General features: G+C 72.1%; 19 protein-coding genes. 10 read left to right on the forward strand and 9 right to left on the reverse strand.

The features are described from left to right. Positions 1 to 106 precede the first annotated feature (106 nt). Both ACWC97_RS23495 and cimA read left to right on the forward strand, forming a co-directional pair. Positions 107 to 1441, forward strand: a complete 1335-nt coding sequence (locus ACWC97_RS23495) for an MFS transporter (RefSeq protein WP_352276196.1) — start codon at positions 107 to 109, stop codon at positions 1439 to 1441. Positions 1442 to 1720: 279 nt separating this feature from the next. Next, the gene (gene cimA / locus ACWC97_RS23500) at positions 1721 to 3328 is read left to right on the forward strand and encodes a citramalate synthase (protein WP_352276198.1); all 1608 of its coding nucleotides are present in this window, start codon (positions 1721 to 1723) and stop codon (positions 3326 to 3328) included. A gap of 52 nt (positions 3329 to 3380) precedes the next feature. On the opposite strand, the gene ACWC97_RS23505 is transcribed toward cimA, so the two are convergent. Continuing rightward, a complete protein-coding gene (locus tag ACWC97_RS23505; protein ID WP_352276200.1) occupies positions 3381 to 4295 on the reverse strand; it encodes a GNAT family N-acetyltransferase in 915 nt (304 codons plus the stop codon). Between the two features lie 328 nt (positions 4296 to 4623). Between ACWC97_RS23505 and ACWC97_RS23510 the strand changes: the two genes are divergently transcribed. Continuing rightward, positions 4624 to 7248, forward strand: a complete 2625-nt coding sequence (locus tag ACWC97_RS23510; protein ID WP_450651540.1) for a SpoIIE family protein phosphatase — start codon at positions 4624 to 4626, stop codon at positions 7246 to 7248. A gap of 96 nt (positions 7249 to 7344) precedes the next feature. After that, positions 7345 to 8361, forward strand: a complete 1017-nt coding sequence (locus tag ACWC97_RS23515; RefSeq protein ID WP_450651390.1) for an NAD(P)/FAD-dependent oxidoreductase — start codon at positions 7345 to 7347, stop codon at positions 8359 to 8361. An 82-nt stretch (positions 8362 to 8443) separates the two neighbouring features. Here the strand turns inward: ACWC97_RS23515 and ACWC97_RS23520 are convergent, their stop codons facing one another. Continuing rightward, positions 8444 to 9061 carry a YceI family protein gene (locus tag ACWC97_RS23520; RefSeq protein ID WP_450651392.1) on the reverse strand — a complete coding sequence of 206 codons (618 nt, stop codon included), beginning with the start codon at positions 9059 to 9061 and terminating at the stop codon, positions 8444 to 8446. 295 nt (positions 9062 to 9356) lie between these two features. Here ACWC97_RS23520 and ACWC97_RS23525 point away from each other — a divergent pair, with 295 nt between their 5' ends. Next, positions 9357 to 9881, forward strand: a complete 525-nt coding sequence (locus ACWC97_RS23525) for a hypothetical protein (RefSeq protein WP_352276206.1) — start codon at positions 9357 to 9359, stop codon at positions 9879 to 9881. Between the two features lie 253 nt (positions 9882 to 10134). Here the strand turns inward: ACWC97_RS23525 and ACWC97_RS23530 are convergent, their stop codons facing one another. Further along, positions 10135 to 12987, reverse strand: a complete 2853-nt coding sequence (locus ACWC97_RS23530; RefSeq protein WP_450651394.1) for a BTAD domain-containing putative transcriptional regulator — start codon at positions 12985 to 12987, stop codon at positions 10135 to 10137. A gap of 195 nt (positions 12988 to 13182) precedes the next feature. Next, the gene (locus ACWC97_RS23535) at positions 13183 to 13560 is read right to left on the reverse strand and encodes a peptidoglycan-binding domain-containing protein (RefSeq protein WP_450651396.1); all 378 of its coding nucleotides are present in this window, start codon (positions 13558 to 13560) and stop codon (positions 13183 to 13185) included. A 201-nt stretch (positions 13561 to 13761) separates the two neighbouring features. Between ACWC97_RS23535 and ACWC97_RS23540 the strand changes: the two genes are divergently transcribed. The 3 genes from ACWC97_RS23540 to ACWC97_RS23550 are packed head-to-tail and all read left to right on the forward strand — an operon-like array spanning position 13762 to position 15769. Beyond that, on the forward strand, positions 13762 to 14535 hold the full coding sequence (locus tag ACWC97_RS23540; protein WP_450651398.1) for a methyltransferase domain-containing protein: 774 nt from the start codon (positions 13762 to 13764) through the stop codon (positions 14533 to 14535). Continuing rightward, positions 14535 to 15215, forward strand: a complete 681-nt coding sequence (locus ACWC97_RS23545; RefSeq protein ID WP_450651400.1) for a hypothetical protein — start codon at positions 14535 to 14537, stop codon at positions 15213 to 15215. Before ACWC97_RS23540 ends, ACWC97_RS23545 begins: the two co-directional genes overlap by 1 nt. A gap of 47 nt (positions 15216 to 15262) precedes the next feature. Next, positions 15263 to 15769: a GNAT family N-acetyltransferase gene (locus ACWC97_RS23550; protein WP_450651542.1), complete on the forward strand. Its 507-nt coding sequence runs from the start codon at positions 15263 to 15265 to the stop codon at positions 15767 to 15769. Positions 15770 to 15944: 175 nt separating this feature from the next. Here ACWC97_RS23550 and ACWC97_RS23555 read toward each other — a convergent pair whose 3' ends face one another. Next, positions 15945 to 16700 carry an SDR family NAD(P)-dependent oxidoreductase gene (locus ACWC97_RS23555; protein ID WP_352276215.1) on the reverse strand — a complete coding sequence of 252 codons (756 nt, stop codon included), beginning with the start codon at positions 16698 to 16700 and terminating at the stop codon, positions 15945 to 15947. A 123-nt stretch (positions 16701 to 16823) separates the two neighbouring features. On the opposite strand from ACWC97_RS23555, the gene ACWC97_RS23560 reads away from it, so the two are divergent. After that, positions 16824 to 17258 carry an Rrf2 family transcriptional regulator gene (locus ACWC97_RS23560; protein ID WP_352276217.1) on the forward strand — a complete coding sequence of 145 codons (435 nt, stop codon included), beginning with the start codon at positions 16824 to 16826 and terminating at the stop codon, positions 17256 to 17258. A gap of 271 nt (positions 17259 to 17529) precedes the next feature. Here ACWC97_RS23560 and ACWC97_RS23565 read toward each other — a convergent pair whose 3' ends face one another. Further along, positions 17530 to 18192 carry a DUF4232 domain-containing protein gene (locus ACWC97_RS23565; protein ID WP_352276218.1) on the reverse strand — a complete coding sequence of 221 codons (663 nt, stop codon included), beginning with the start codon at positions 18190 to 18192 and terminating at the stop codon, positions 17530 to 17532. Positions 18193 to 18334: 142 nt separating this feature from the next. Next, positions 18335 to 18508, reverse strand: coding sequence for a hypothetical protein (locus ACWC97_RS23570; protein ID WP_450651403.1), 174 nt, complete (start codon positions 18506 to 18508; stop codon positions 18335 to 18337). A gap of 85 nt (positions 18509 to 18593) precedes the next feature. Here ACWC97_RS23570 and ACWC97_RS23575 point away from each other — a divergent pair, with 85 nt between their 5' ends. Then, positions 18594 to 19190: a hypothetical protein gene (locus ACWC97_RS23575; protein WP_450651405.1), complete on the forward strand. Its 597-nt coding sequence runs from the start codon at positions 18594 to 18596 to the stop codon at positions 19188 to 19190. A gap of 27 nt (positions 19191 to 19217) precedes the next feature. On the opposite strand, the gene ACWC97_RS23580 is transcribed toward ACWC97_RS23575, so the two are convergent. Next, positions 19218 to 21371 carry an eCIS core domain-containing protein gene (locus ACWC97_RS23580; RefSeq protein WP_450651407.1) on the reverse strand — a complete coding sequence of 718 codons (2154 nt, stop codon included), beginning with the start codon at positions 21369 to 21371 and terminating at the stop codon, positions 19218 to 19220. A gap of 152 nt (positions 21372 to 21523) precedes the next feature. After that, on the reverse strand, positions 21524 to 22753 hold the full coding sequence (locus ACWC97_RS23585) for a glycoside hydrolase family 64 protein (RefSeq protein ID WP_450651408.1): 1230 nt from the start codon (positions 22751 to 22753) through the stop codon (positions 21524 to 21526). Positions 22754 to 22798 lie beyond the last annotated feature (45 nt).

Below are 22798 nucleotides of genomic sequence, written 5' to 3' on the forward strand. Positions count from 1 at the left end.
CGCGACGCGCCCCGCACCGCCGTGAACGAAACGTACACAAGTACGCCCGATCGTTGCTGGGTGCGCCCTTGTTCCCCTCCCGGTGGTTCGGGCACGGTGGCGGACCATGGGACGAGAGCAGTGGAAGAAAATCTGGGTCGGCTCGGCCGGGAACATGGTCGAGTGGTTCGACTGGTTCGTGTACGCGACCTTCGCGGTCTACTTCGCGGATTCGTTCTTCCCCGAAGGCAATGAGACCGCCAACCTCATGAACACCATGGGCATCTTCGCCGTGGGCTTCTTCATGCGACCGGTCGGCGGCTGGCTGCTCGGCCGGATCGGCGACCGCCGTGGCCGGAAGGCGGCGCTCACCCTCACCGTCACCCTCATGTCGGCCTCCGCGATCCTGATCGCCGCCGCCCCGACCTACGACGTCGCCGGGTACGGCGGTGTCGCCGTCCTGCTGGTCGCCCGGCTGCTCCAGGGCCTCTCGGTCGGCGGCGAGTACGCGGCCAGCGCCACCTACCTCACCGAGGCATCGGCCCCCGACCGGCGCGGCTTCGCCTCCAGCTTCCAGTACGTCTCCATGACCGCCGGGCAGCTCGTCGGTCTCGGCCTCCAGATCGTCCTGCAGCGCAACATGTCCGAGGCGGCCCTGCACAGCTGGGGCTGGCGCATCCCGTTCATCATCGGCGCGCTCGGCGCCGCGATCGTCTTCTACCTGCGCCGCAACATGCTGGAGACCGAGGTCTACGCGGAGTCCGGCGCCGCCGAGCAGCAGGACCGGGGCACCCTGAAGGCGCTGTGGCAGCACAGGCGCGAGGCGTTCCTCGTGATGGCGCTGACCATGGGCGGCACCGTCGCGTACTACACGTACACCACGTACCTCACCAAGTTCCTCTCCACGAGCGCCGGCATGGCGAAGTCCACCGCCTCGCTCGTGAGCTTCTGCGCCCTGTTCGTCTTCATGTGCGTCCAGCCGCTCGCCGGGATGCTCTCCGACCGGATCGGCCGCCGCCCGCTGCTCATCACCTTCGCGGTCGGCTCCACCTTCCTGACCGTGCCGATCATGACGATGCTCAAGCACGCGGGCACCTTCTGGCCCGCCTTCGGACTGGCGCTGCTCGCCCTGCTCGTCGTCACCGGCTACACCTCGATCAACGCCTGTGTGAAGGCGGAGCTCTTCCCGACCGGCGTCCGCGCCCTGGGCGTCGCCCTCCCGTACGCCCTGGCCAACGCGCTCTTCGGCGGCACCGCCGAGTACGTGGCGCTCTGGTTCAAGAAGGCGGGCGTCGAGTCCGGCTTCTACTGGTACGTGGCCGGCTGCGCGGCGGTCTCCCTGGTCGTCTACCTGACCATGCGGGAGACCCGCGACATCGACCTGGGCCGGATCGGCACCGGGGACGAGGAACGGAGCGCCGCGGCGCGGCCCGGTGCGGCCGACGTCACGCCCGCATCCTGAGACGGAGGGGGGCACGGCCGCGGCCCTGTGCAAGACTGCGACCGTGCCCTCGTACGCCATGATTATCGGCAGCAGGCGCGCCGGTCCGCAGTGACCGTCCCGCATCACCATGTGCGGCACGGCCATCGTGCCCCAGACCCGCGCGCAGACCTCTCGCACCCGCGAGGGGTTTTTTCGTTTTCCGGCCTCACCCCGGCCGGGGCGGGACGCGCGCGGGATGATGGGGGCAAGTGGAGCCCGATCTTCCGGATCCGCTCATCCGACAGGAGTCAGACCAGCATGACCACCAAGGCCAACGCCACCGACGACAGTTTCCACGTCTTCGACACCACGCTGCGCGACGGGGCACAGCGTGAGGGCATCAACCTGACGGTCGCGGACAAGCTCACCATCGCCCGCCACCTGGACGACTTCGGCGTGGGCTTCATCGAGGGCGGCTGGCCCGGTGCCAACCCCCGCGACACCGAGTTCTTCGCCCGCGCCCGGCAGGAGATCGACTTCAAGAACGCCCAACTGGTCGCCTTCGGCGCGACCCGGCGGGCCGGGGCCAGGGCCGCCGACGACCCGCAGGTCAAGGCGTTGCTGGCGTCCGGCGCCCCGGTGATCACCCTGGTCGCCAAGTCGCACGACCGCCATGTCGAACTCGCGCTGCGCACCACCCTGGAGGAGAACCTGGAGATGGTCGTCGACACCGTCTCCCACCTCCGCGAGCAGGGCCGCCGGGTCTTCGTGGACTGCGAGCACTTCTTCGACGGCTACCGCGCCAACCCCGAGTACGCCAAGGCCGTCGTCCGCGCCGCCTCCGAGGCCGGAGCCGACGTCGTCATCCTCTGCGACACCAACGGCGGGATGCTCCCCGCCCAGATCCAGGCCGTCGTCTCCACGGTGCTCGCCGACACCGGCGCCCGGCTCGGCATCCACGCCCAGGACGACACCGGCTGCGCGGTCGCCAACACCCTGGCCGCCGTGGACGCGGGCGCCACCCACGTCCAGTGCACCGCCAACGGCTACGGCGAACGCGTCGGCAACGCCAACCTCTTCCCGGTCGTCGCCGCGCTGGAGCTCAAGTACGGCAGATCCGTGCTCCCCGAGGGCGCCCTCGCCGACATGACCCGCGTCTCGCACGCCATCGCCGAGGTCGTCAACCTGACCCCCTCCACCCACCAGCCCTACGTCGGCGTCTCGGCCTTCGCCCACAAGGCCGGGCTGCACGCCTCCGCGATCAAGGTCGACCCCGACCTCTACCAGCACATCGACCCCGCCCTGGTCGGCAACACCATGCGGATGCTGGTCTCCGACATGGCGGGCCGCGCCTCCATCGAACTCAAGGGCAAGGAGCTGGGCTTCGACCTCGGCGGCGACCGCGAACTCGTCGGCCGGATCGTCGAGCGGGTCAAGGAGCGCGAACTCAAGGGCTACACCTACGAGGCCGCCGACGCCTCCTTCGAACTGCTGCTGCGCGCCGAGGTCGAGGGCCGGGTGCGCCGCTACTTCCGTACCGAGTCCTGGCGGGCCATCGTCGAGACCCGCCCCGACGGCACGCACGCCAACGAGGCGACCGTGAAGCTCTGGGCCAGGAGCGAGCGGATCGTCGCCACCGCCGAGGGCAACGGACCGGTCAACGCGCTGGACCGGGCGCTGCGGGTCGCCCTGGAGCGGATCTACCCGCAGCTCGCCAAGTTGGAGCTGATCGACTACAAGGTCCGCATCGTGGAGGGCCGCACCGGCACCGAGTCCACCACCCGCGTCCTGATCACCACCGGCGACGGCGAGGGCGAGTGGTCCACGGTCGGCGTCGCGGACAACGTCATCGCCGCCTCCTGGCAGGCGCTGGAGGACGCCTGCACCTACGGTCTGCTGCGGGCCGGGGTCGAGCCCACGGAGTGACCGTTCCCGTGCCGGCGGGCCCGTCGCGGGGCCGCCGGCACGGGAGGCGCGGTCAGCCGGCCGAGCGGGGCAGGGCCAGGGAGCGGTTCTCCTCGACGACCCGGTACCCCGTGCGCGTGTACAGGTTCATGGCCACCTCGTTGCCGCCCCACACGCTGAACATCAGCGTCGACTCGCCGGTCGCGAGCGTCGCCAGCTCGCCCGCCACCATCGCGGCCCGGCCGAACCCCCGGCCCCGGTGCTTCTCGTCGACGAAGAGCGAGTAGCCGTACGTCACCCCCGGCAGGTAGCCGTGTTTCAGCCAGCCGGTGCCGATGGGCTCGCCCGCCGCCTCCAGCACCAGGAACGTGTTGTCGGGCGTGTCCAGGCCCTCGGGAAGCAGTTGCGCGAAGTCGCGGTCGGACTTCTTCCGGGCCTCCTCCGGCGTCAGGGCCCCGGACCGGGCGATGTCGCCCGCGTACTCGGCCTTCTCGGCGGTGACCCACGCGGGGTACTCGGCCGCGGTCATCGGCCGGGCGGTGAAGCCCTCGACGGCCTCCGGTGGGGAGTCGATCCGCCGCGCCCGGAGCTGGCCGCGTACGCCGTAGTCGTCGAACAGGCCGTCGTGCGCCCCGGAGAGCCGGACCCGTATCTGCTCCGCGCCGCGCTCCGCGCACCACGCCTCGGCCCACTCCAGGGCGGCCCGCTCATGGCCCCGGCCGGTGTGGGCCGCCTCGACGCGGAGGTCGCCGATGCGGCCGTCGACCGCGCCGTTCTCCTCCGCCACGTGCACGGCGACGTACCCCACCCGGGTCCCGTCGGCCGTGATCCCGGCGACGGTCCAGTCATCGGCCCGCCGGAGCGTCCCGTCGAGCATGCCCTCCGTGGCGGGGCCGTCCAGCCCGGCCGCGGTGTACGCGGCGCGCAGCCGCCGCTCGCAGTCCTGTCGCCACCGTGTCGTGTCGTCGAGAAGATCGAATTCCGTCATCCGGCCACCCTAAGCGGGGCGTTGGGCCGGTCCAAGGCGGTTGTTCCCGGGCGGCGCCACCCCTGGTCCCGGACGCCGGGGGCCGGGCCGCCGCTCCCCGGAATGCCCGGACCGGCCGGTCACCGCCTCTCGGGGAGCCGCGATCCGTGTTAGACCTGACTATATGGCTGTTATCGGCCGATTCCGGGCGCGACTACGACGTCACTCCCGGCGATCAGATCGGCACGATGAAGGGCGTCCGGGCCGCAGTGGGCCCGCGCCGACCGCCCGGGACACACCCCACCGGTCCCCGGGCGGTGGCCTGCGTTCCCTGTTCAGCGTGCGCACCCTGTCCGGCCAGGTCTTCCTCTGCGTCCTCGGTCTCGTGCTGCTGCTCGTCGCGGCGGGGGCGGTCGCGCTGGTGGTGCAGGGCCGCCGCGACAGCATGTCCGACGCCAAGGACCGCACCCTGAGCGTCGCCTCCGCCCTCGCCCACTCGCCGGGCATGGTGGAGGCGCTGGACAGCGCGCACCCCACGGCCCGGCTCCAGCCCCGCACTCAGGCGATCCGCCGTGATACCGACGTGTCGTACGTCGTCGTGACGAGTCCGGTCGGCGTGCGCTACACCCACCCCGACCCGTCGCTGATCGGGCAGCGCATCAAGGACATTCCCCAGCAGGCCCTCACCGGCCCCGGGTACACCTGGACCGTCGCCGCGAGCCACGGCCCGGCGGTCAACTCCCTGGTGCCGGTCCGAAGGCCCGACGGTTCACTGGCGGGTCTGGTCTCCGTGGGCATCACCGTCGAATCGGTGAACAGCCTCGCGGACCGTTCCCTCCTGCTCGCCGCGGCCGCCGCGGCGGGCGCCCTCGCCATCACCACGGGCGGCGCGGCGCTCCTCAGCCGCCGACTGCGGCGGCAGACCCACGGGCTCGGCCCGGCCGAGATGACCCGGATGTACGAACACCACGACGCGGTCCTGCACGCGGTCCGCGAGGGCGTCCTCATCGTCGACGCCGACCGGCGCCTCACCCTCGCCAACGACGAGGCGCGCCGCCTGCTCGACCTGCCCGAGGACGCCGAGGGCCGGCCGGTGGGCACGCTCGGGCTGGCCCCGGAGACCGCGCGGCTGCTGGTCTCCGGCCGCACCGTCAGCGACGAGGTGCTCCGGGCCGGCAACCGGCTGCTGGCCGTCAACCTCCGCCCGACCGACGCCCGGGGAGGCCCGCCCGGCACGGTGGTCACCCTGCGCGACACCACCGAACTCCGCGCGGTCACCGGGGAGGCCGAACTCGCCACCGAACGGCTGCTGCTCCTCTACGAGGCCGGGGCCCGCGTCGGCACCACGCTGGACGTCACCCGGACCGCCCAGGAGCTGGCGGACGTCGCCACCCCCGGATTCGCCGACGCCACCTCCGTCGACATCGCCGACCCGGTGCGCCGGGGCGACGAACCGGTCACCCCGCACGGCGCCACCCTGGAGATGCGCCGCGCCGTCGTCACCTCCGTGACGGCCGAGAACCCGCTGTACCCGGTCGGCCACGTCGTGGGCTTCGTCCCCACCCGGACCCGCGCCATGCGCGCCCACCACGAGGACGCCGACCTCTCCGGCGAGTTCGCCCGGCTGGGCCTGCGGAACTGGGACCCCGAGGTGGCCGAACGGATCAGGGCCCAGGGCTTCCACTCGATGCTGTCGGTGCCGCTGCACGCGCGCGGCACCGTGCTGGGCATGGTCAACTTCTGGCGGGCGGGCGATTCGCCGCCCTTCGACGACGCCGACCTGTCCTTCGCGGAGGAGCTGGTCGCCCGCGCCGCCGTCGGGGTGGACAACGCCCGCCGCTACACCCGGGAGCACGCCCTCGCCGTGACGCTCCAGCGCAGTCTGCTGCCGCGCGGGCTGCCCCAGCAGAGCGCCCTGGACGTCGCCTACCGCTATCTGCCGGCCCACGAGGGCGTCGGCGGCGACTGGTTCGACGTGATCCCGCTCTCCGGCGCCCGGGTCGCCCTGGTCGTCGGCGACGTGGTCGGACACGGACTGCACGCCGCCGCCACCATGGGGCGGCTGCGCACCAGCGTCCACAACTTCTCCTCGCTGGACCCGGCGCCCGACGAGCTGCTCTGGCACCTGGACGAGCTGGTCGCCCGGATCGACCGGGACGAGATCGAGGACGGCGACGCCGAGATCGTCGGGGCCACCTGCCTGTACGCGATCTACGACGCCGTCACCGGGAACTGCTCGGTGGCCCGGGCCGGCCACCCCGGGCCCGCACTGGTCCTGCCGGACGGCACCGTCGAGTTCCCCGAGGTCCCCACCGGGCTCCCGCTCGGCATCGGCGGCATGCCCTTCGAGGCCACCGATTTCCATGTGCCCGAGGGGAGCCGGCTGGTGCTGTACACGGACGGGCTCGTCGAGCGGCGCGGCCGGGACATCGACGTCGGCATCGACCGGCTGCGCGAGGCGCTCACCGGGCCCGACCGGACACCGGAGGAGACCTGCGACGCCGTGCTCGACGCGCTGCTGGGCGAGCGGCCGGACGACGACGTCGCGCTGCTCGTGGCCCGCACCCGCACCCTCGACCCCGAACAGGTCGCGCAGTGGGCCGTGGCCACCGACCCGGCGGCCGTCGCCGGGGTCCGCAAGAACGTCGCCCAGTGGCTCACCGAGCGGGGACTGGAGGAGGAGGCGTTCGCCACCGAGCTGATCCTCAGCGAACTGGTCACCAACGCGGTCCGCTACGGCACCGCCCCCATCGGCGTCCGCCTGCTGTACGACCGCAACCTCATCTGCGAGGTCTCCGACAGCAGCAGCACCGCCCCGCACCTGCGGTACGCGGCGAGCACCGACGAAGGCGGCCGGGGCCTCTTCCTCGTCGCCCAGATGGCCGAACGCTGGGGCACCCGCTATACGGAGACGGGCAAGGTCATCTGGTCCGAGCAGACGGTCGGCGAGACGGAGGAGGAGCCCGCTCCCTGAGGGGCACCCCTGGGCGGTATTTGCCGGTACGGCAACCATTCTTGCTGAAATGGTGTGGCCTCATGGACGCTCTCCCGTGAAAGGGAGGTGCTCCTGATGAACGGAACGAGCGAGAACGGCGGCCCGCGGAACGGCGGGGCGGAGAGCGGCGCTGGTGCGGACCGGCGCTACGACGTGGTGGTGATCGGAGGCGGCGCCGCCGGGCTGAGCGGGGCGGTGACCCTGGCCAGGGCGCGCCGCTCGGTGCTGGTGCTCGACGCGGGCGAGCCGCGCAACGCCCCGGCCGCGCACATGCACGGCTACCTGGGGTACGACGGCCGCCCGCCCGCCCGGCTGCTGTCCGACGGCCGCGAGGAGGTGGCCCGGTACGGGGGCGAGGTGGTCCGGGGCGCGGTGGCCGCCGTCGAACGGCTCCCCGGCGACGAGGGCTTCCGCGTCGTGCGGGAGGACGGGGCGGCCGTGGTGGCGCGCGCCTTGCTGCTGGCCACCGGGCTGGTGGACGGGCTGCCCGAGGTGCCGGGACTGGCCGAGCGCTGGGGGCGCGAGGTGCTGCACTGCCCGTACTGCCACGGCTGGGAGGTCTGCTCCCGGCCGGTCGGCGTCCTGTCCACCGGCCCGCTCGCGGTGCACCAGGCGCTGATGTGGCGCCAGTGGACCGACGACGTCACGCTCTTCCGCCACACCGGTCCGGCCCCCACCGACGCGGAGTACGAACAGCTCGCGGCGCGCGGCATCCCCGTGGTCGACGGCGAGGTCACCGGCCTGGAGGTGGCCGATGACCGGCTCACCGGGGTGCGGCTGGCCGACGGCCGGCTGATGGAGCGCGAGGCGGTCGTGGTGCAGCCGCGCTTCACCGCCCGTACGGAGGGGCTGGCCGGTCTGGGTCTCGACGTGACCGCGGTGGTGGTGGGTGGCGCCACGGTGGGGAGCCAGGTCGCCACCGGCCCGGCCGGGGCCACCGAGGTGCCCCGCGTCCGGGTGGCCGGAAACGCCGCGGACCCGAAGGCGACGGTCGTCGTGGCGGCGGCGGCCGGAGTGCAGGCCGCCACCGCGCTCAACGCGGACCTGACCGACGACGACGTACGCCGCGCGGTCGCCGCCCGCCGGGCCTGAGCGGAGCCCGGCGGACGGGGACCGCGCGGTGGGGGGGGCCGGGCCGGGGCCGGCGGGGGAGGGCTTCAGGCCCGGGGCGGCCTCAGGCCTGGGGCGCGGTGGCCTTGATCGCGGAGATGTCGAAGTTCAGCTTGACCTTGTCGCTGACCATCACGCCGCCGGTCTCCAGCGCCGCGTTCCAGGTCAGGCCCCAGTCGGAGCGCAGGATGGTCGCGCTGCCCTCGAAGCCGACGCGCTCGTTGCCGTAGACGTCGGTGGCGGAGCCGTTGAACTCCAGGTCGATGGAGAGGGGGCGCGTGACGTCCTTGATCGTCAGGTCGCCGGTGACCCGGTAGTCGTCGCCGCCGAGCAGTTCGGCGCTGGTCGAGCGGAACGTCATGAGCGGGAACTTCTCGGCGTCGAAGAAGTCGCCGCTGACCAGGTGGCCGTCGCGGTCGGCGATGCCGGTGTCGACGCTGGCGATCCGGACGTCGATGGACGCGGTGGAGTTCGACGGGTTGGCGCCGTCCAGCTTCAGGACACCCTCGTGGTCGCCGAACGAGCCGCGCACATTGGTCACCATCGCGTGGCGCACGGTGAAGCCGATGCTGCTGTGGGCCGGGTCGATCGTGTAGTCACCGCTGAGGGCGGCCAGGGCCGGGTCCACGGCGGCGGGGGTGGCGGCGGGGGTGTCGTTGTTCTTGCGGTTGAACAGAGCCATGGCTCCTCCTCGGGGACGTGATGCGACGGACGGGACATGAGCGGTCCGGCGCGGTTGTTGTTTAACCTTCAACGAGATTGACTGTAGCCGAATCTAGTTAAAGATTCAACAGATGCTCCCCGGTCGTCCTCCGAATGGGCGTACCGGAGGGGGCGGAGGAGGGGGGTGGGGCGTGAACGGTGGCCGAACGTCCCGCCAATTGGCCCCTGTTGAAGGCGCCTCCCTCTGGCGGACGCGCGTAGAACTCGGGCAGTATCTCCCTGGCCTTACTTGTCATGAGCAGGAGGATCCCCCCATGTCGTCCGCAATGAGACTGCGCCCCGCCCTGACCGCGCTCGCCCTGGTGCTCGGAGTGCTCTTCGCCCCGGGCTTCGGTGTGATCGGCGGAGCCGCCCCCCAGGCCCACGCCGTCACCAAGCTCACCCACGCCCAGGCCACCGCCCGCTTCAGCTCCTCCGGGGTCACCTGGTCGTCGTCCGGCGGCTGCTCCGACCGCAACGTCGCCACCTGCACGTCCTTCGACCAGCTCAACCTGCCCACCGCCCAGGGCGCCCAGACCCTCAAGAGCGCCACGGGCTGCGCGCTGAACATCACCGGCGGCACCGAGACCGGCCACGCCAGCGGCACGTACTCGCACTGGAACGGCTACAAGCTCGACTTCGCCAAGTCGACCTGCCTCACCAACTACGTCCACAACACGTTCACCTACATCGGCGTCCGCGGCGACGGAGCCCCCCAGTACCAGGCGGGCTCCGGCAACGTCTACGCAGACGAGGGCAACCACTGGGACGTGACGTACTACAACTGCGGCGGCTGCTGACCCCCGCACCGCGCACACCCCGTACGTGCCTCCGCCCCGGCCCCCACCGGAGCGGAGGCATTCGCGCGCGTCGACACGCCCTGACCGGCCGACGGCTGCGTCACGGGCACGTTGGCGGCACGTTGCGGCGCCGTTGGGACCCCGCGGGAGTCTCTTCCCGTGACGGAAACCCCTCCTGTCGTACGGGGGGAACACGGGGGAGACACGGGGGGTCCGGCACTTCCCGCAGCGGCGGCACGGGGGATACGGCCGCCTACTGCGGGGGCGTGGGCGCGGGCAGGGCCGGCAAACCGGCCAGGCCCGCGCGACTCGCCTCGATGTGCTGCGCCATGCCGTGGCGCAGTCCCAGCTCCAGACACTGCTCCCAGCACGACCGGGCGTCGCCCCACTCGCCGAAGTGCTGGTACGTACCGGCCATGAAGGCCAGGCAGTCGGCGGTGCCGCCGAGGTCGTCCATCCGCCGCCGGATGGCCAGGGCCTCCCGCTGCGCCTCCAGCGCCCCCTCCCGGTCGCCGAGCTGACGCCGTACGTCGCCGAGGTTGGTGAGCGTGGTGGCCAGGAAGACGCCGTGCCGCTGCTCGCGCAGCGCCGCCACGACCTTCTCGTAGTTCGCCACGGCGTCCGCGTGCTCGCCGACCATCGCCTGGGCGTCCGCGATCCGGCTCAGGGCCAGCGCCTCGCTGCGGGGGCTGCTGGTACGGCGGTACAGCTCGTGCGACCGCTCGGCGTGCACCAGCCCCTGCCGGGCGTCCCCGAGCTGGACGTACAGCGACGCCATGTTGCCGAGGATCGACGCCTGGGCCAGAACGTCACCGGTGTCGGTGAAGAACGCCAGGGCCAGGGTCAGATGCTCCAGGCACGCCTCGTTGCGGTACGCCATGCCGTGCGCGACGGCGGTCCTGCGGTGCAGCCACGCCTGCCCGAGCGTGTCCCCGTGCGCCACCGCGATCTCCATCGCCTGGCGCAGGCAGGCGTCCCACTCACCGGTCCACCAGTGGGTCGTCGCGTAGCCGAAGAGCCCGGCGGCCAGACGCCAGGCAAGGTCGGAGCGGCCCGCCTCCCCGGCCCGGGTGAGGGCCTCCCGGATCGCGGGCAGCTCCCGCTTGGTCCACTCGATGGCGTCCGCGTCCTCCGCGAAGACCGGCAGGGCGGGCCCCGCCGGCGCGTCGAGCGGCGGCGGGGACTGCGTCTCGTGACTGGCCACGGCACAGGCCGTACTGACGGCTCGCGCGTACCAGACGAGCATCCGGACGGTGGCCGCCTCCCGGCCGTCCGCGGGCTCCTCCTCCGCCGCGCGCTGGGCCGCGTACTCGCCCAGCAGGTCGTGGAGCGCGTACCGGCCGGGGGCGGGGCTGTGCACGAGGTTCGCGTCGACCAGCAGTTCCAGGGCGGTCGACGCGTCGTACTCGTCCGCACCCAGCAGGGCCGCGGCGGACTGGGTGGTGAACAGGTGCGGCTTCCACAGACCGAGCAGCCGGAAGGCGCGCGCCGCCTCGCGCTCCGCGGCGTTGCCGCTGTCCCGGATCGCCTGGTAGCTCATGTCGAAGGTGTGCCGCACGGCGACCGCGCCCATCGACAGCGCCTGGAGCCGCCCCCGGTCCGGGGCGAGACGCTCGGCCAGCAGGGCCAGCGGCCACGACGGACGCGAGGAGAGCCGCCCGCCGACGATCCGCAACGCCAGCGGCAGCCCGCCGCAGGCGGCCAGGATGTCGGCCAGGGCCGCCGGTTCGTGCGCGATCCGGTCCGCGCCGCAGAGCCGGGACAGCAGGGTGAGCTGCTCCTCGGGGCCGAGCGGGTGCAGCGCCATCATCTCGACCCCGGGCAGCTCGGCCAGGAGCTGGCGGCTGGTGATCAGGGCCGCGCCCGGCCCCTGCGGCGGGAGCAGCGGGGTCACCTGGGCGGCGTCCCGCGCGTTGTCCAGGACCAGGAGGACGCGGCGGTCCGCGATCGCCGACCGGAACAGCGCCGCCCGGTCGTCCGTGTCGTCCGGCAACGAGGCCGGGCGCGCGCCGAGATCGTCCAGGAACCGGGCGAGCAGATCGTGCGCACTGCGCGGGCCCCCGCCACTGAACCCCCTGAGGTCGGCGTAGAGCGTGCCGTCCGGGAAGTCCTCCTGGACCAGGCGGGCCACCCGGACGGCGAGGGCGGTCTTCCCGATGCCGCCCATCCCCGAGATCACCACCGGCCGCAGCGGCGCCCCGACCTCGCGCCGCAGCGCCGCCACCGCCGCCGCCGTCTCCTCCTCCCGGCCGGTGAACTCCGGCACGGAGGACGGGAGCTGGTACGGCGGACGGGGCGCCGGGGCCGGCACCGGCGGGTCCGGGGGCTGCTCCCCGTCCAGCAGCTCCTGGTACGCCCGGCGGACGGCGGGACCGGGCTCCGTACCGAGCTCGTCCACCAGCGACCGGCGCAGCGCGTGGAAGACCTCGAACGCCTCGGCCTGGCGCCCGGTGCGGTGCAGGGCGAGCATGAGCTGGCGGTGGAGCTCCTCGCGCAGCGGGTTCTCGGCGGCGATAACGGCCAGGTCGGTGAGGATCTCGCCGTGGTTCCCGAGGTGGAGTTCGGCGTCGAAGGCCCACTCCCGCACCTGGAGGCGGAGCTGGTCGAGCTGGTGGATCCGCAGGCTCGGGCCCGGCTGGTCGCGGTACGGGACGAGGTCGGCGAGCGGCGCGCCGCGCCACAGGGCCAGCGCCGCCCGGCTCTCCGCGAGGACCGTCGCCCAGTCGCCCGCCTGATGGGCGAGGCAGGCGGCGCGCACCCGCGTCTCGAACACCTCGACGTCCAGAGCGCCCTCGGCCACCAGGAGTTGGTAGCCCGGAGCCACGGTCAGCAGCCGCTCCTCCCCGGCCGGGGCCAGCAGCCTGCGCAGCCGGGTCGCGTGGTTGGCGAAGGACGCCTCGACGCTGGAGGGCAGCTCGTCGCCCCACATGGCTTCCTTCAGCGCGTCCTTGGACACCACCCGGTTCGCCTGGAGCAGCAGCGCCGCCAGCAGCACCCGGACCTTGAGCCCGGACACCGGCCGCAGCGCCGTGCCGTCGTGCGCCACCAACGGTCCCAGCAGCCCGAACCTCATCATGTCGTCCCCCAGGGCGCCAACGGTCGGCATCCGTGCTGCGGAGGCGAGGAACGGAGGACCGGCTGGGGCACATCGTAATCCGAACGGGGGACACAAGATCAACAGGCGGCCGGGTGCGGACGGATGGGCGCGGCCGGCTCACCGGGCGGGGGCGGACGGCTGCCCCGCCGTCCGCCCCCGCCGCAGGCCCGCCCGGCGGTCCTCACCGGCGGGCTCCCGGGCTGCTCAGTGGTTGCTCGGGATGTAGGCGTTGCAGCCGTACCCGTCCTTGGTCGCGATCAGGAGGGCGTCACCGGTGTTGGGGCCGACGATGCCGTCCACGGGCAGGTGCTCCCACGACTGGAAGGCCCGGATGGCCCCGTTGGTGTCGGGGCCGAAGGAGCCGTCCACCGCGACGGTGTGGTAGCCGGTCGAGAACGAGAGGTCGTTGACCAGCTGCTGCACGCACTTGACGCCGTTGTACGTGTTCGTTTGGCCGTAGCCGATCCACGGGGCCCCGACAGCGGCGTGGGCGCCCGCCCCCCACCCGCCGACGGCGAGACAGACGGCGGCGGCGACGGTCGTTCCGGCCTTCGCCCCGACCTTTGCGATACGTGACTTCATCTCTGCTGAACTCCGGCTCTCTCGGCTGGCGTTACGGTGCTTGACGGCCCTCACCCTGATCGATCCCCGCAATCCCGACCCAACGCGGAACCAACACCCCGGGCCCCACCCACCCGGCGAAACGGGAGGTCCCGCGTGGAACGGGCCCGCGAGACGAGACGCGCCTGCCGGGGCGGACAGAGGGATGCTTGACTGCCCCGTATGGCATCGACCCTCGGCACATCCCGACCCGACCAGGCCGCCTACATGCTGCGGGCCGCCGCCTCCGGAGCCGGCCGTGCGTACAAGCGGGAACTGCTGGACCTGCTGGACGTCCGTACCGGCCAGACCGCCCTGGACGTGGGGTGCGGCCCGGGAACGGACCTGCCGGCGCTGGCCGAACGCGTCGGGGACGACGGCACGGTGATCGGCGTGGACCGCGACCCGGACATGCTGGCCCGCGCCCGGGAACGTACGAAGGACCTGCGCCGGGTGGAGATCCGCGAGGCCGACGCGCACGCCCTGCCCGTCGAACCGGGCACGGTGGACCGGGCCAGGATCGACCGGGTCCTGATGCACGTCGCCGAACCCGCCGATGTGCTCGCCCAACTCCGTCGCGCCACCCGGCCCGGCGCCCGGATCGCCCTGGCCGAACCCGACTGGGACACATTGATCGTCGACGCCGAGGACCTGGAGACGAGCCGCGCCTTCACCCGCTGGACCACGACGGAGGTCGTGCGCCACGCGACGATCGGCCGCGGCCTCGCCCGCCTCGCCGAACAGGCGGGCTTCCACGTCGAGACGGTCCTCGCCACCGCACCGGTCTTCCGCGACTTCCAGGACGCGGACCACACCCTGGGCCTGGGCCGCAACATGCAGAACGCCATCGACGCCGGTCATGTCGACCGCGACCGGGGCCACCGCTGGTTCGCCGGTCTGTCCCAGGGGCCGTTCTTCGCGTCGTTCACCCTCGTCGGCGTGGTCTGTTCCCGGTGATGTCCCTGGTGGGCCGGGTCGCCCGCGCGCTGGGGATCCTGGTGTTCCTGGCGGGGGCGGCGAGCGCGGCGTCCGCCGTCCTTCCCCAGCGGGCGGGGATGTCGGAGCTCCTGAGCGATGCGCGGTCGGGCCGGACGTCCTCGATCCATCTCGTCGACGTGTCCCTGGGGGAGGGACAGGCCCGGTGGGGCGACGGGTTCCTGGAGAGCAAGACGTACACGTTCCGGCCCGACACCCTGCCGGGAGAGGACGCCGAGGACGCTTTCCAGCGGATGGTCCGGGAACGGCTCGGGGACGAGGCGCCGAAGGACCTGACGTTCGACGACAAGGACCCGCTGGCCCCCCTGGGCGGTCTGTCGACCCTGGTCCCCCTGCTCTACTGGCGCGTCATCGAGGCCGCCTGGCTCAAGTGGGCGTCCCTGGCCGTCTTCGCCGCGAGCGTGACCGCGATGCTCACCCGGGAGATGAGGCGCACCCCCAGCGCCGGATACTGGCTGATCTCCGCCTTCATCGGCCCGGGCACGCCGGCCTACCTCTGGACGGAACCTCACTCGCTCCGCCCGCCCGTCGCACATGTGGGGCGTGACTCCGCGACCTCGGGCTGGGGCGTCGTCCTCCGCTCGGCCTGCTGGTCCGGGGCGGTGCTCCTGTCGGTGTCGTCGGCGCTGTCGCTGCGTTAGGGGTCGGTTCCGGCGAGTGGGTGGCCCGTAGAGTCCCGGGTGTGGATGTGTTGCGTGGTGCTTCCGTGGTTCTCCGGCCCGCCGTACGTGCGGACGCCCCTGCCCTGGCCGCCATCCGGGCCACGCCCGAGGTCCGGATGCGGTGGCGGGGCGGCGAGGACCTGGAGGCCGAGGTCCTGACCGGGCTCGACGACCCCGGCACGCACTGCCTGGCCGTCGATCACGGGGGCCGGGTCGTCGGCATGATCCAGTGGTACGCGGAGGAGGACGCCGAGTACCGCCACGCGGGCATCGACCTCTTCCTCGATCCCTCGGTGCACGGCCGCGGCCTGGGCGCCGACGCCGTACGGACACTGGCCCGCCATCTCGTCGACGACCACGGCTTCCACCGCCTCGTCATCGACCCGGCGGCCGACAACACGGCGGCGATCCGCTGCTACACCAAGGTCGGCTTCCGCCCGGTCGGCGTCATGCGCCAGTACGAGCGCGGCGCGGACGGCATCTGGCACGACGGCCTCCTGATGGACCTCCTGGCCGCCGAACTGATCCGCTGATCCGGGTGCGTGTGGGTGAGCCCGGTCCTGGTTCGGGCGCGCGTTGCGGATTCCATGAGCTCGTAACACGATCGCGATCCGGGCTTCTTGAGGCGTGTCCACGCACACGCGGAGCGTTGGCGGTGCGCGCCCCGAAGCCGCGATGTCCTTCGGGGCACGCGGCAGGGGTTCGGGTTCAGGCGTTGTAGCCGCCGTGGGCGTCCAGTACCGCGCCCGTGACGTACGACGCGGCGGGGCTCGCCAGGAAGGCGATCGCCGCGGCGATTTCGGCGGGGTGCCCCATGCGTTGCAGGGACAGCGAGCTGAGCAGGGCCTTGAGGGTGTCGGGGTCCGGCGGTTGCATGCCGCTGTCCATCAGCCCGGCTTCCACGACGTTGGCCGTGATGTCGCGGGGCCCGAGGTCCCGTGCGACCCCCATGGTGTACCTCTCGATGCCTGACTTGGTCGCCGAGTAGTCGGCAACGCCCGGGACGCCGACCCGGGAGCCCAGTCCGGAACTCACCGTGATGATGCGGCCGCCCGTGCGCAGCACTCGGGAGGCAGCCCGGATGACGGCGATCACGCCGAGGTAGTTGGTGGCGTGCATCCGGTCCAGTGCGGCGGTGTCGGCGTCCGGGTCGTCCACCGTGCGGCCCTGCTCCACCGAGATCGCCGCGTTGTTGACGAGGATGTCCAGGCCGCCGAAGTGCGCGACCACATCGTCGATCAGCGCCGGCGCCCGGGTCGTGTCCGCCTGGTCGGACTTGAAGGCGACGGCCTCGGCTCCCTTGCCGTGCACCTCGTCGACGACGGCCTGCGCCTGCTTCTCGGAGCTGACGTAGGTGAAGGCGACGTCGGCGCCCTGCTCGGCCAGCAGCCGTACGGTCGCGGCTCCCAGTCCGCGCGATCCCCCGGTGACCAGGGCGACCTTGCCCGTGAGTGGCTTGCTCATTCTTCTCACCTCACTGATTGACCCTTTCCGGCAGTCGCAACGTTAATTGTTACGACAGCTCGTTGCAACCTTCACTGTTACGACTGCCGTATCATGAAGCGTTGTGGCCGAGAGGAGGAGCCCATGAGCGCAAACAGCAGGCTGACCATCGCCGCCCACGCGCTGGCCTGGATCGGTCTCTACCAGCGCCAGGGCCATGAGGTCGCCACCTCCGAGCAGATCGCGACCAGCGCGAACACCAACCCCGTGGTGATCAGACGGCTGCTCGGCGAGCTGCGCAGGGCCGGGCTCGTGGAGTCCCGGCGGGGCGTAGGCGCAGGCTGGTCGCTGGCACGCGAACTGAAGTCGATCACCCTGCTCGACGTGTACGAGGCAGTGGAACCCGGCCCGCTGTTCGCAATGCACCGCACCACCCCGGACCAGGGATGCGTGGTGGGTCACGGCATCCAGCCGGCAATGCAGAGCATCTACGAGGGCATCGAGGAGACCCTGAGACACGAGCTGTCCCGCGTCACGCTCGAGAACGTACTCCAGGACGTACTCGCGGCACCTCGCTAAGAACTCGTAACACGATCTTGCTGGCGTGCAGCGGCCTGGCCAGGGCAGCTGAGTAGGTCGCTGCTTCCTGTGCCAAGGTCGTCCATGGGCTTCGCCGGAGTCATGCCGGGACGAAGCTCGGCCACCAGGGTGGGACGTTGGCCGGGCAAAGCGGGGCGGGGTAGGAGTCCGGCACGCCGAGCCATGTGACAAGGAAGGGGCCTGCCCCGCTACGCGGTGCAGGCCCCGGACCGGAAGGCCAGAGTCCTCTCCCCGAAGGAGAGGAAGCACGTCACTGCTTGCCGAAGCCGACGGGGTCGACCGTGACGCCCTGGCCGGACTCCGAGCCGTCCGTCACCGGGAGGCTGAGGCCGATCCGGAGCGTCTTGGAGTGCGTCTCGTTCGGCGGGGTCACGACGATGGAGACGATCCGGAGGCCGGTGCCGCCCGTGTCGTTGCGCGGGGTGTGGAGCGTGAAGCGGGTGGTCTCGCCGCCGCCGAGGACGACCTCCTGCGGGGTGTTCGCGCTGCGGTCCGCGCTGAAGGTGTCGCCGTCCGACGTATTCAGGTCGACGCCGGGGAAGCCCTTGAGCGAGCAGGCGTCGCTGTTGTTCTTGAGGCTGACCAGGACGTCGCCCTCGCCCATGCCGTGGGCGGCGGTGAAGGTGAGATTGGCCGTCTTGCAGGGGCCGGTGTTGATCTGGCCGCCGCCGCTGCCCTTGTCGCTGCCGTTGCCGGAGTCGCCACCCGTGCTGCCGCCGTCCGTGGCGGTGCCGCCGTTGCCGCCGGTGCTGCCCGAGGAGCCCGCGCCGTTCTCGGCTGCGGGGGAGGAGGCGCTGTCCTGCGACGGAGCGGCGTCGATGTCGCCTTCCTGGCAGGCCGTCAGGGTCAGGCCCGCGAGGACGGCCACGGTGGCGAGGGTCAGCTTCTTCGTCAGCTTCGGCTGGACGTGCATCGAGACTTCCTTGCTGTGGTGTGGGACGGTGGTGCGCTGCTGATCATTAAGACACGGCCTGCGTCTGCCCCGTTTCGATCCCACGCTGTTGGGACGTGTCCCTGACAGACCTGTTACACGCGGGCCCGGCACGCGGACCGCCTCACTCGACCCGCCGTACGCAACCGCTGCGGCGCCGCGCGGATCTGGGCGACGACGTGCGCCGGGACGCGCCGGTGCCGCTCCCGGCTCCCGTGTACGCGTGCCCCTCGACCTCGACAGTGAACCCCTCCGCCCGGAACAGGAAGTCGAGGAGCACCTGCCGCGCGTCGGCCATGTCCACCCGGCCCGGTTTTCCGGGCACAGCTCGACGAACCCGCACCGACTCCCGCCCCGGCCCCTCTTTTTTGTAACCTGCGCGCATGGTCAAGACGTCCGGGGTGAGGCTCGGTTCCCGGGCCGCGCGTCTGTTGGCCCGGCTCGGGTGCGCCGAGATCCGTCCAGGGCTGACGGAGCGGGAGTTGGCCGGTATCGAAACGCGGTTCGGGTTCGCTTTCGCCGACGACCACCGCGCGTTTCTCGCGGTGGGGCTGCCCACGGGGGAAGGGTGGCCCGACTGGCGTCATGGCAATGCCGCCCTGCTCCGTTCCTGGCTCGACAGGCCGGTGGAGGACGTGCTGTTCGCGGTGGCGGAGGCGGATTTCTGGCATCCGGGTTGGGGTACGCGCCCTGCCCGGCAGGCGGATGCCGTGGTCGGCGCGAGGGCGCACTTGGCGTCGGTGCCACAACTGGTTCCGGTCCGCTCCCACCGCTATCTGCCGGCCGGCCGGGAAACATGGGCTCACCCGGTGTTGTCGATCCGGGGCGCCGACATCATTTCCTACGGGTACGACCTGGTCGATTACGTGCGCCAGGAGTTCGGCGGCCCGCAGGACGGAACCGAAGAGGAGCGGCCGGTCGCTGACGTCACAGCGGCCTTCTGGGCGGACTTCCTGTCCTGGTCGAACCAGGAAAGGTAAGCGCATCAGGGCTCGGGCCCCGCGGGTTCAGGACGTGAGGTTCGGGTCGTAGGCCAGTGCCTGGAGCTTGTTCTGGCTGTCCACCGTGATGCCGGACCTCTTGATGGCGGCGTCGAACTGGACGCGCCCGAAGGCCGATGTCGCGGGGTGGCCCTGGATGGCCACCACCAGCTTCATCCCCTCCTCGGCGTTCACCAGGAACCTGCGGATCTCCTTGAAGCCGGGCGACTGCTTCTTCGCGTCGCCGTCCACCGTCGCCGCGTTCTTGTTGAGGTGGGACAGCCCGCCCAGCCTGTCCTTCTTCTTGGTGGCCACGGCCAGGAGTTCGGTGTGCATGGCGCTCAGGCTGACCGGGGTGGACAGCAGGTTCGTCACGATGTTGGCGGGAGGCAGCGGTACCGGCACGGTTCCGGCCGGGGTCGTGGTGGCGTGCGGCTGGTCCCGGACGTCCTGGGGCTCCGGCTGGTACATGGCCGCCGAGATCGAGGGCGCCCCGCCGACCGTCAGGAGGCCCGCCGTCGTGACGGCGGCCGTGTCGATGAACCCCGCCAGCGTCCCGGAGTGCTGCCTGACGAGGGTGTTCGTGCCGGGGGCGGCGAGGGGATACGTGTGCTGGGCGAGCGAGGCCATGTCCATGACCGCCTGTTCGGCCGCGGCCTGGCTCGGGAGCAGGTTCCGGTAGTGGGCCCCGTAGGTGAGCATCAGGTTCGGGAAGTCGGCCTGGTTGGGCTCGACGACCTGCCCCTCCCACTTCACGGGAACCCAGCGGCGGAATTCCACGGTCTGCCGCACGAGTTCCTGGGCGAGGGTCAGCGCGGGGTCCAGCGGCGAGGCGATGGTGTTCATCACCGCCACGGCGCCGGGCGCGATGACGCCGGCGTTCACCAGGTCCTCTCCCGTCCGGGTGTAGGTGTCCGAGGAGTAGGTGACCGCCACGTTGTAGTAGAAGGCGTGACCGCTGTGCATCAGCTTCTCGGGGACGGCCTCCCAGCCGCGCATCAGCCCCTGGTTGAAGTTCTTGTTCTCCTGCGGGGCGATGTTGCCGTGGACGTCGGCGTCCTGGCCCTCCATGAGGGTGTGCTCGACGAGATGGCCGCCGTCGTACGTGTTTCCCAGCGGCGGCCGGTTGAAGATGGCCCGTTCCATGACGCCGAAGTGCCCGTACGGGCCGATCACGCTGTTGTCCCGGTTGCTGCCGTCCGCCTTGGAGACGGACTGCGGGTCGATCTCCGCCCGCACCGTGCCCGCCCGGTGGAAGCTGCCCGGGTAGTCCTGGGGGGAGACGTTGAGCAGCGGGCCGAACGTGTAGTTCTCCGGCAGTTGCGCGGTCGCGAAGAAGGGGGCGAACACGGCGCTGAGGCTCCGGTGCGGCGGGGCGGCGTTCTGTTCCTTCGGGTTGTTCGCGGTGATGGCCGACTTGCGCTGCACCGTGGTCTCTCCAGGGGTGTGCGCGGTCGTCGTCGCGGTGCCGTGGACGTCCTCGGCGGCCCGTCCTCCGTCGCCCGAGGGTGACGGAGCCCGCATCACCCGGGTGGCGTTGGCCTCCGCCTCCCGCTCGAAACGGTCGGACGGGTCGGAGATCCGCAGTCCGCCGCCGTCGTCCGTCCCGGCGACCGGGCCGGTGCGCTGCTGGATGACGTGGGTGAGCTCGTGGGCGAGGGTGTGCTTGTCGGCGCCGCCCGTGCCGATGACGATGTGGTTCCCCGAGGTGTAGGCGCGGGCGCCGACCTCGGTGGCCGACCGCGCGGCGGCGGCTCCGGTGTGCACCCGGACGTCGGAGAAATCGGCCTCCAGCCGCGCCTCCATCTCGCTCCTGAGCGGCGCGGCGAGGGGCCGCCCGGCACCGCCGAGCACCTCGTGGACGGCGGAGCGCTGCACGGGGGCCGGGCCGTCACCGGCCCGCGTACGGTCGCACCCGGCGTCGCGCCCGTGCGCGTCATGGCCGTGTGTCTCGTGCCCGTGTGTCTCGTGCCCGTGCGCGCCGTGCTCACGCGCGGCCTCTTCGAGCAGCCGGGCCAGGGCCGCGTTCCCGATGCTGCGCTGCAGGGCGGCGAGCGAACCCGGCGGCACACGGTCCGCCTCGTACGCGGCCGGGGCGGCCGCGGCGGAAACGGCGGGGACGGACATGGCCTGCCGCGGCTTCGCCGTGGCCGGACTCGTGCCGGACTCGTGCGCGCGCATGGGACGGGCCCCTCTCCGAAGGTTCCGGGCTTGCCTACCCACCCTGGATACGCAAGCCCGGAACGTGTCGGCAAGAGCCCGCGGGGCAGTGTTCGCGGCCCGGCCGGGCAAGCCGCGACGGGCTCGCGCCCGGCCGCCCCCGCCCCGCCGGATCAGGCCCCCACGCTCACCGTGAACCGGCGCGGGTTGCCGTCGTTGGCGGCGCCCGACACATCGGGCTGTCCGTCCGGGCGGACGTCGTCGTACGGGAAGGCGTAGCCGATCGGGGTGTTGGCGTGCACGACGCGGGACCAGTGATTGGTGACCGGGTCCCGGTAGTAGTCGGCGGGGGAGGTGCCGTTGGGCTGATCGGGGTGGGTGAGCATCAGGGAGCGGTTGAAACCTGAGGCGATCCGGGCCAGCAGGGCCTTCTTGTCGTCGGAGTCGGCCGGGTTGTTGGTGAACGGGCCGTGGTTGCAGGTGAAGACGTCCTTCGAGGTCGGCTTGGGGAAGGTGTGCCCTCCGTCGAAGGTCAGCACGTCGCCGCCCACCCGGCCGGTGCGCACACCGCGCCCGCCCTGGAGGTCGATACGCAGATCGGTGGAGCGGTACTTCTCCCAGACCCGGTCGATGTACGAGGTGAACGCATCGCGGAACGGCATCTCGTCCGGCCGGTCGAAGTACGGCGCCATCAGGTTCTGCGGGGAGATCACCCGTAGCACGTTCCCGTCCCCGCCCCGGATCACCAGCTTGTCCCAGGGCTGGCCGTCTGCGGCGGCCTGGGCGGTGAGGCCGTCCGCGATGCGCTGCACCGCGCCGTCCGGGAGCGGGGCCACGGTGTGTGTCGCGTCGCCCTCCAGGGTCAGCCCGATGGGCAGCGCGGTCACCAGGTCCACATAGCTGATGTTCGCGTACAACTGCTGCGGGTTGAACGTGAACTCGCAGAAGGACCAGGTCTTCCCGTAGTTGACGTCCGTGGGGGTCGCGAAGGCCGGCTCGACGAGCCCGGGGCCCGGGTTCAGATAGAACGTGAGGGTGTCGTCGCGTACGAAGTAGACGCGGGCGCCGTACATCTGGGGCAGCGTCACCATCACCGGCGCGGCGCCCGCCGCGTTCAGCGGGATGGCGCAGTCCACCGGCAGCGGGGTCTGCGGGGCGGCCGGCGAGTCCGGCCGGTACGGGGTCCCGTCGGCCCGCAGCAGGATCCAGCGGTCGGTGCCCTGCTCGTGGCCGGTGACGTACGCGTTGACCCTGCCCGGCAACGAACGGTTGACCAGGGCGAGTTCACAGGTTGCAGGAGCGGCCTCGGCGCTCGGGGCCAGCGAGCCGCCCCAGGCCGGGTACGTGAGCGCGGTCGCGGCGGCGGTGGCGCCGCCCTTCAGGAAAAGCCTGCGTGAGATCACGGGGACTCCTGGGGTGTGGGGGGGAGTCTCCACTGTCGTGAGGGC

This window comes from Streptomyces sp. NPDC001108 (assembly GCF_053598535.1).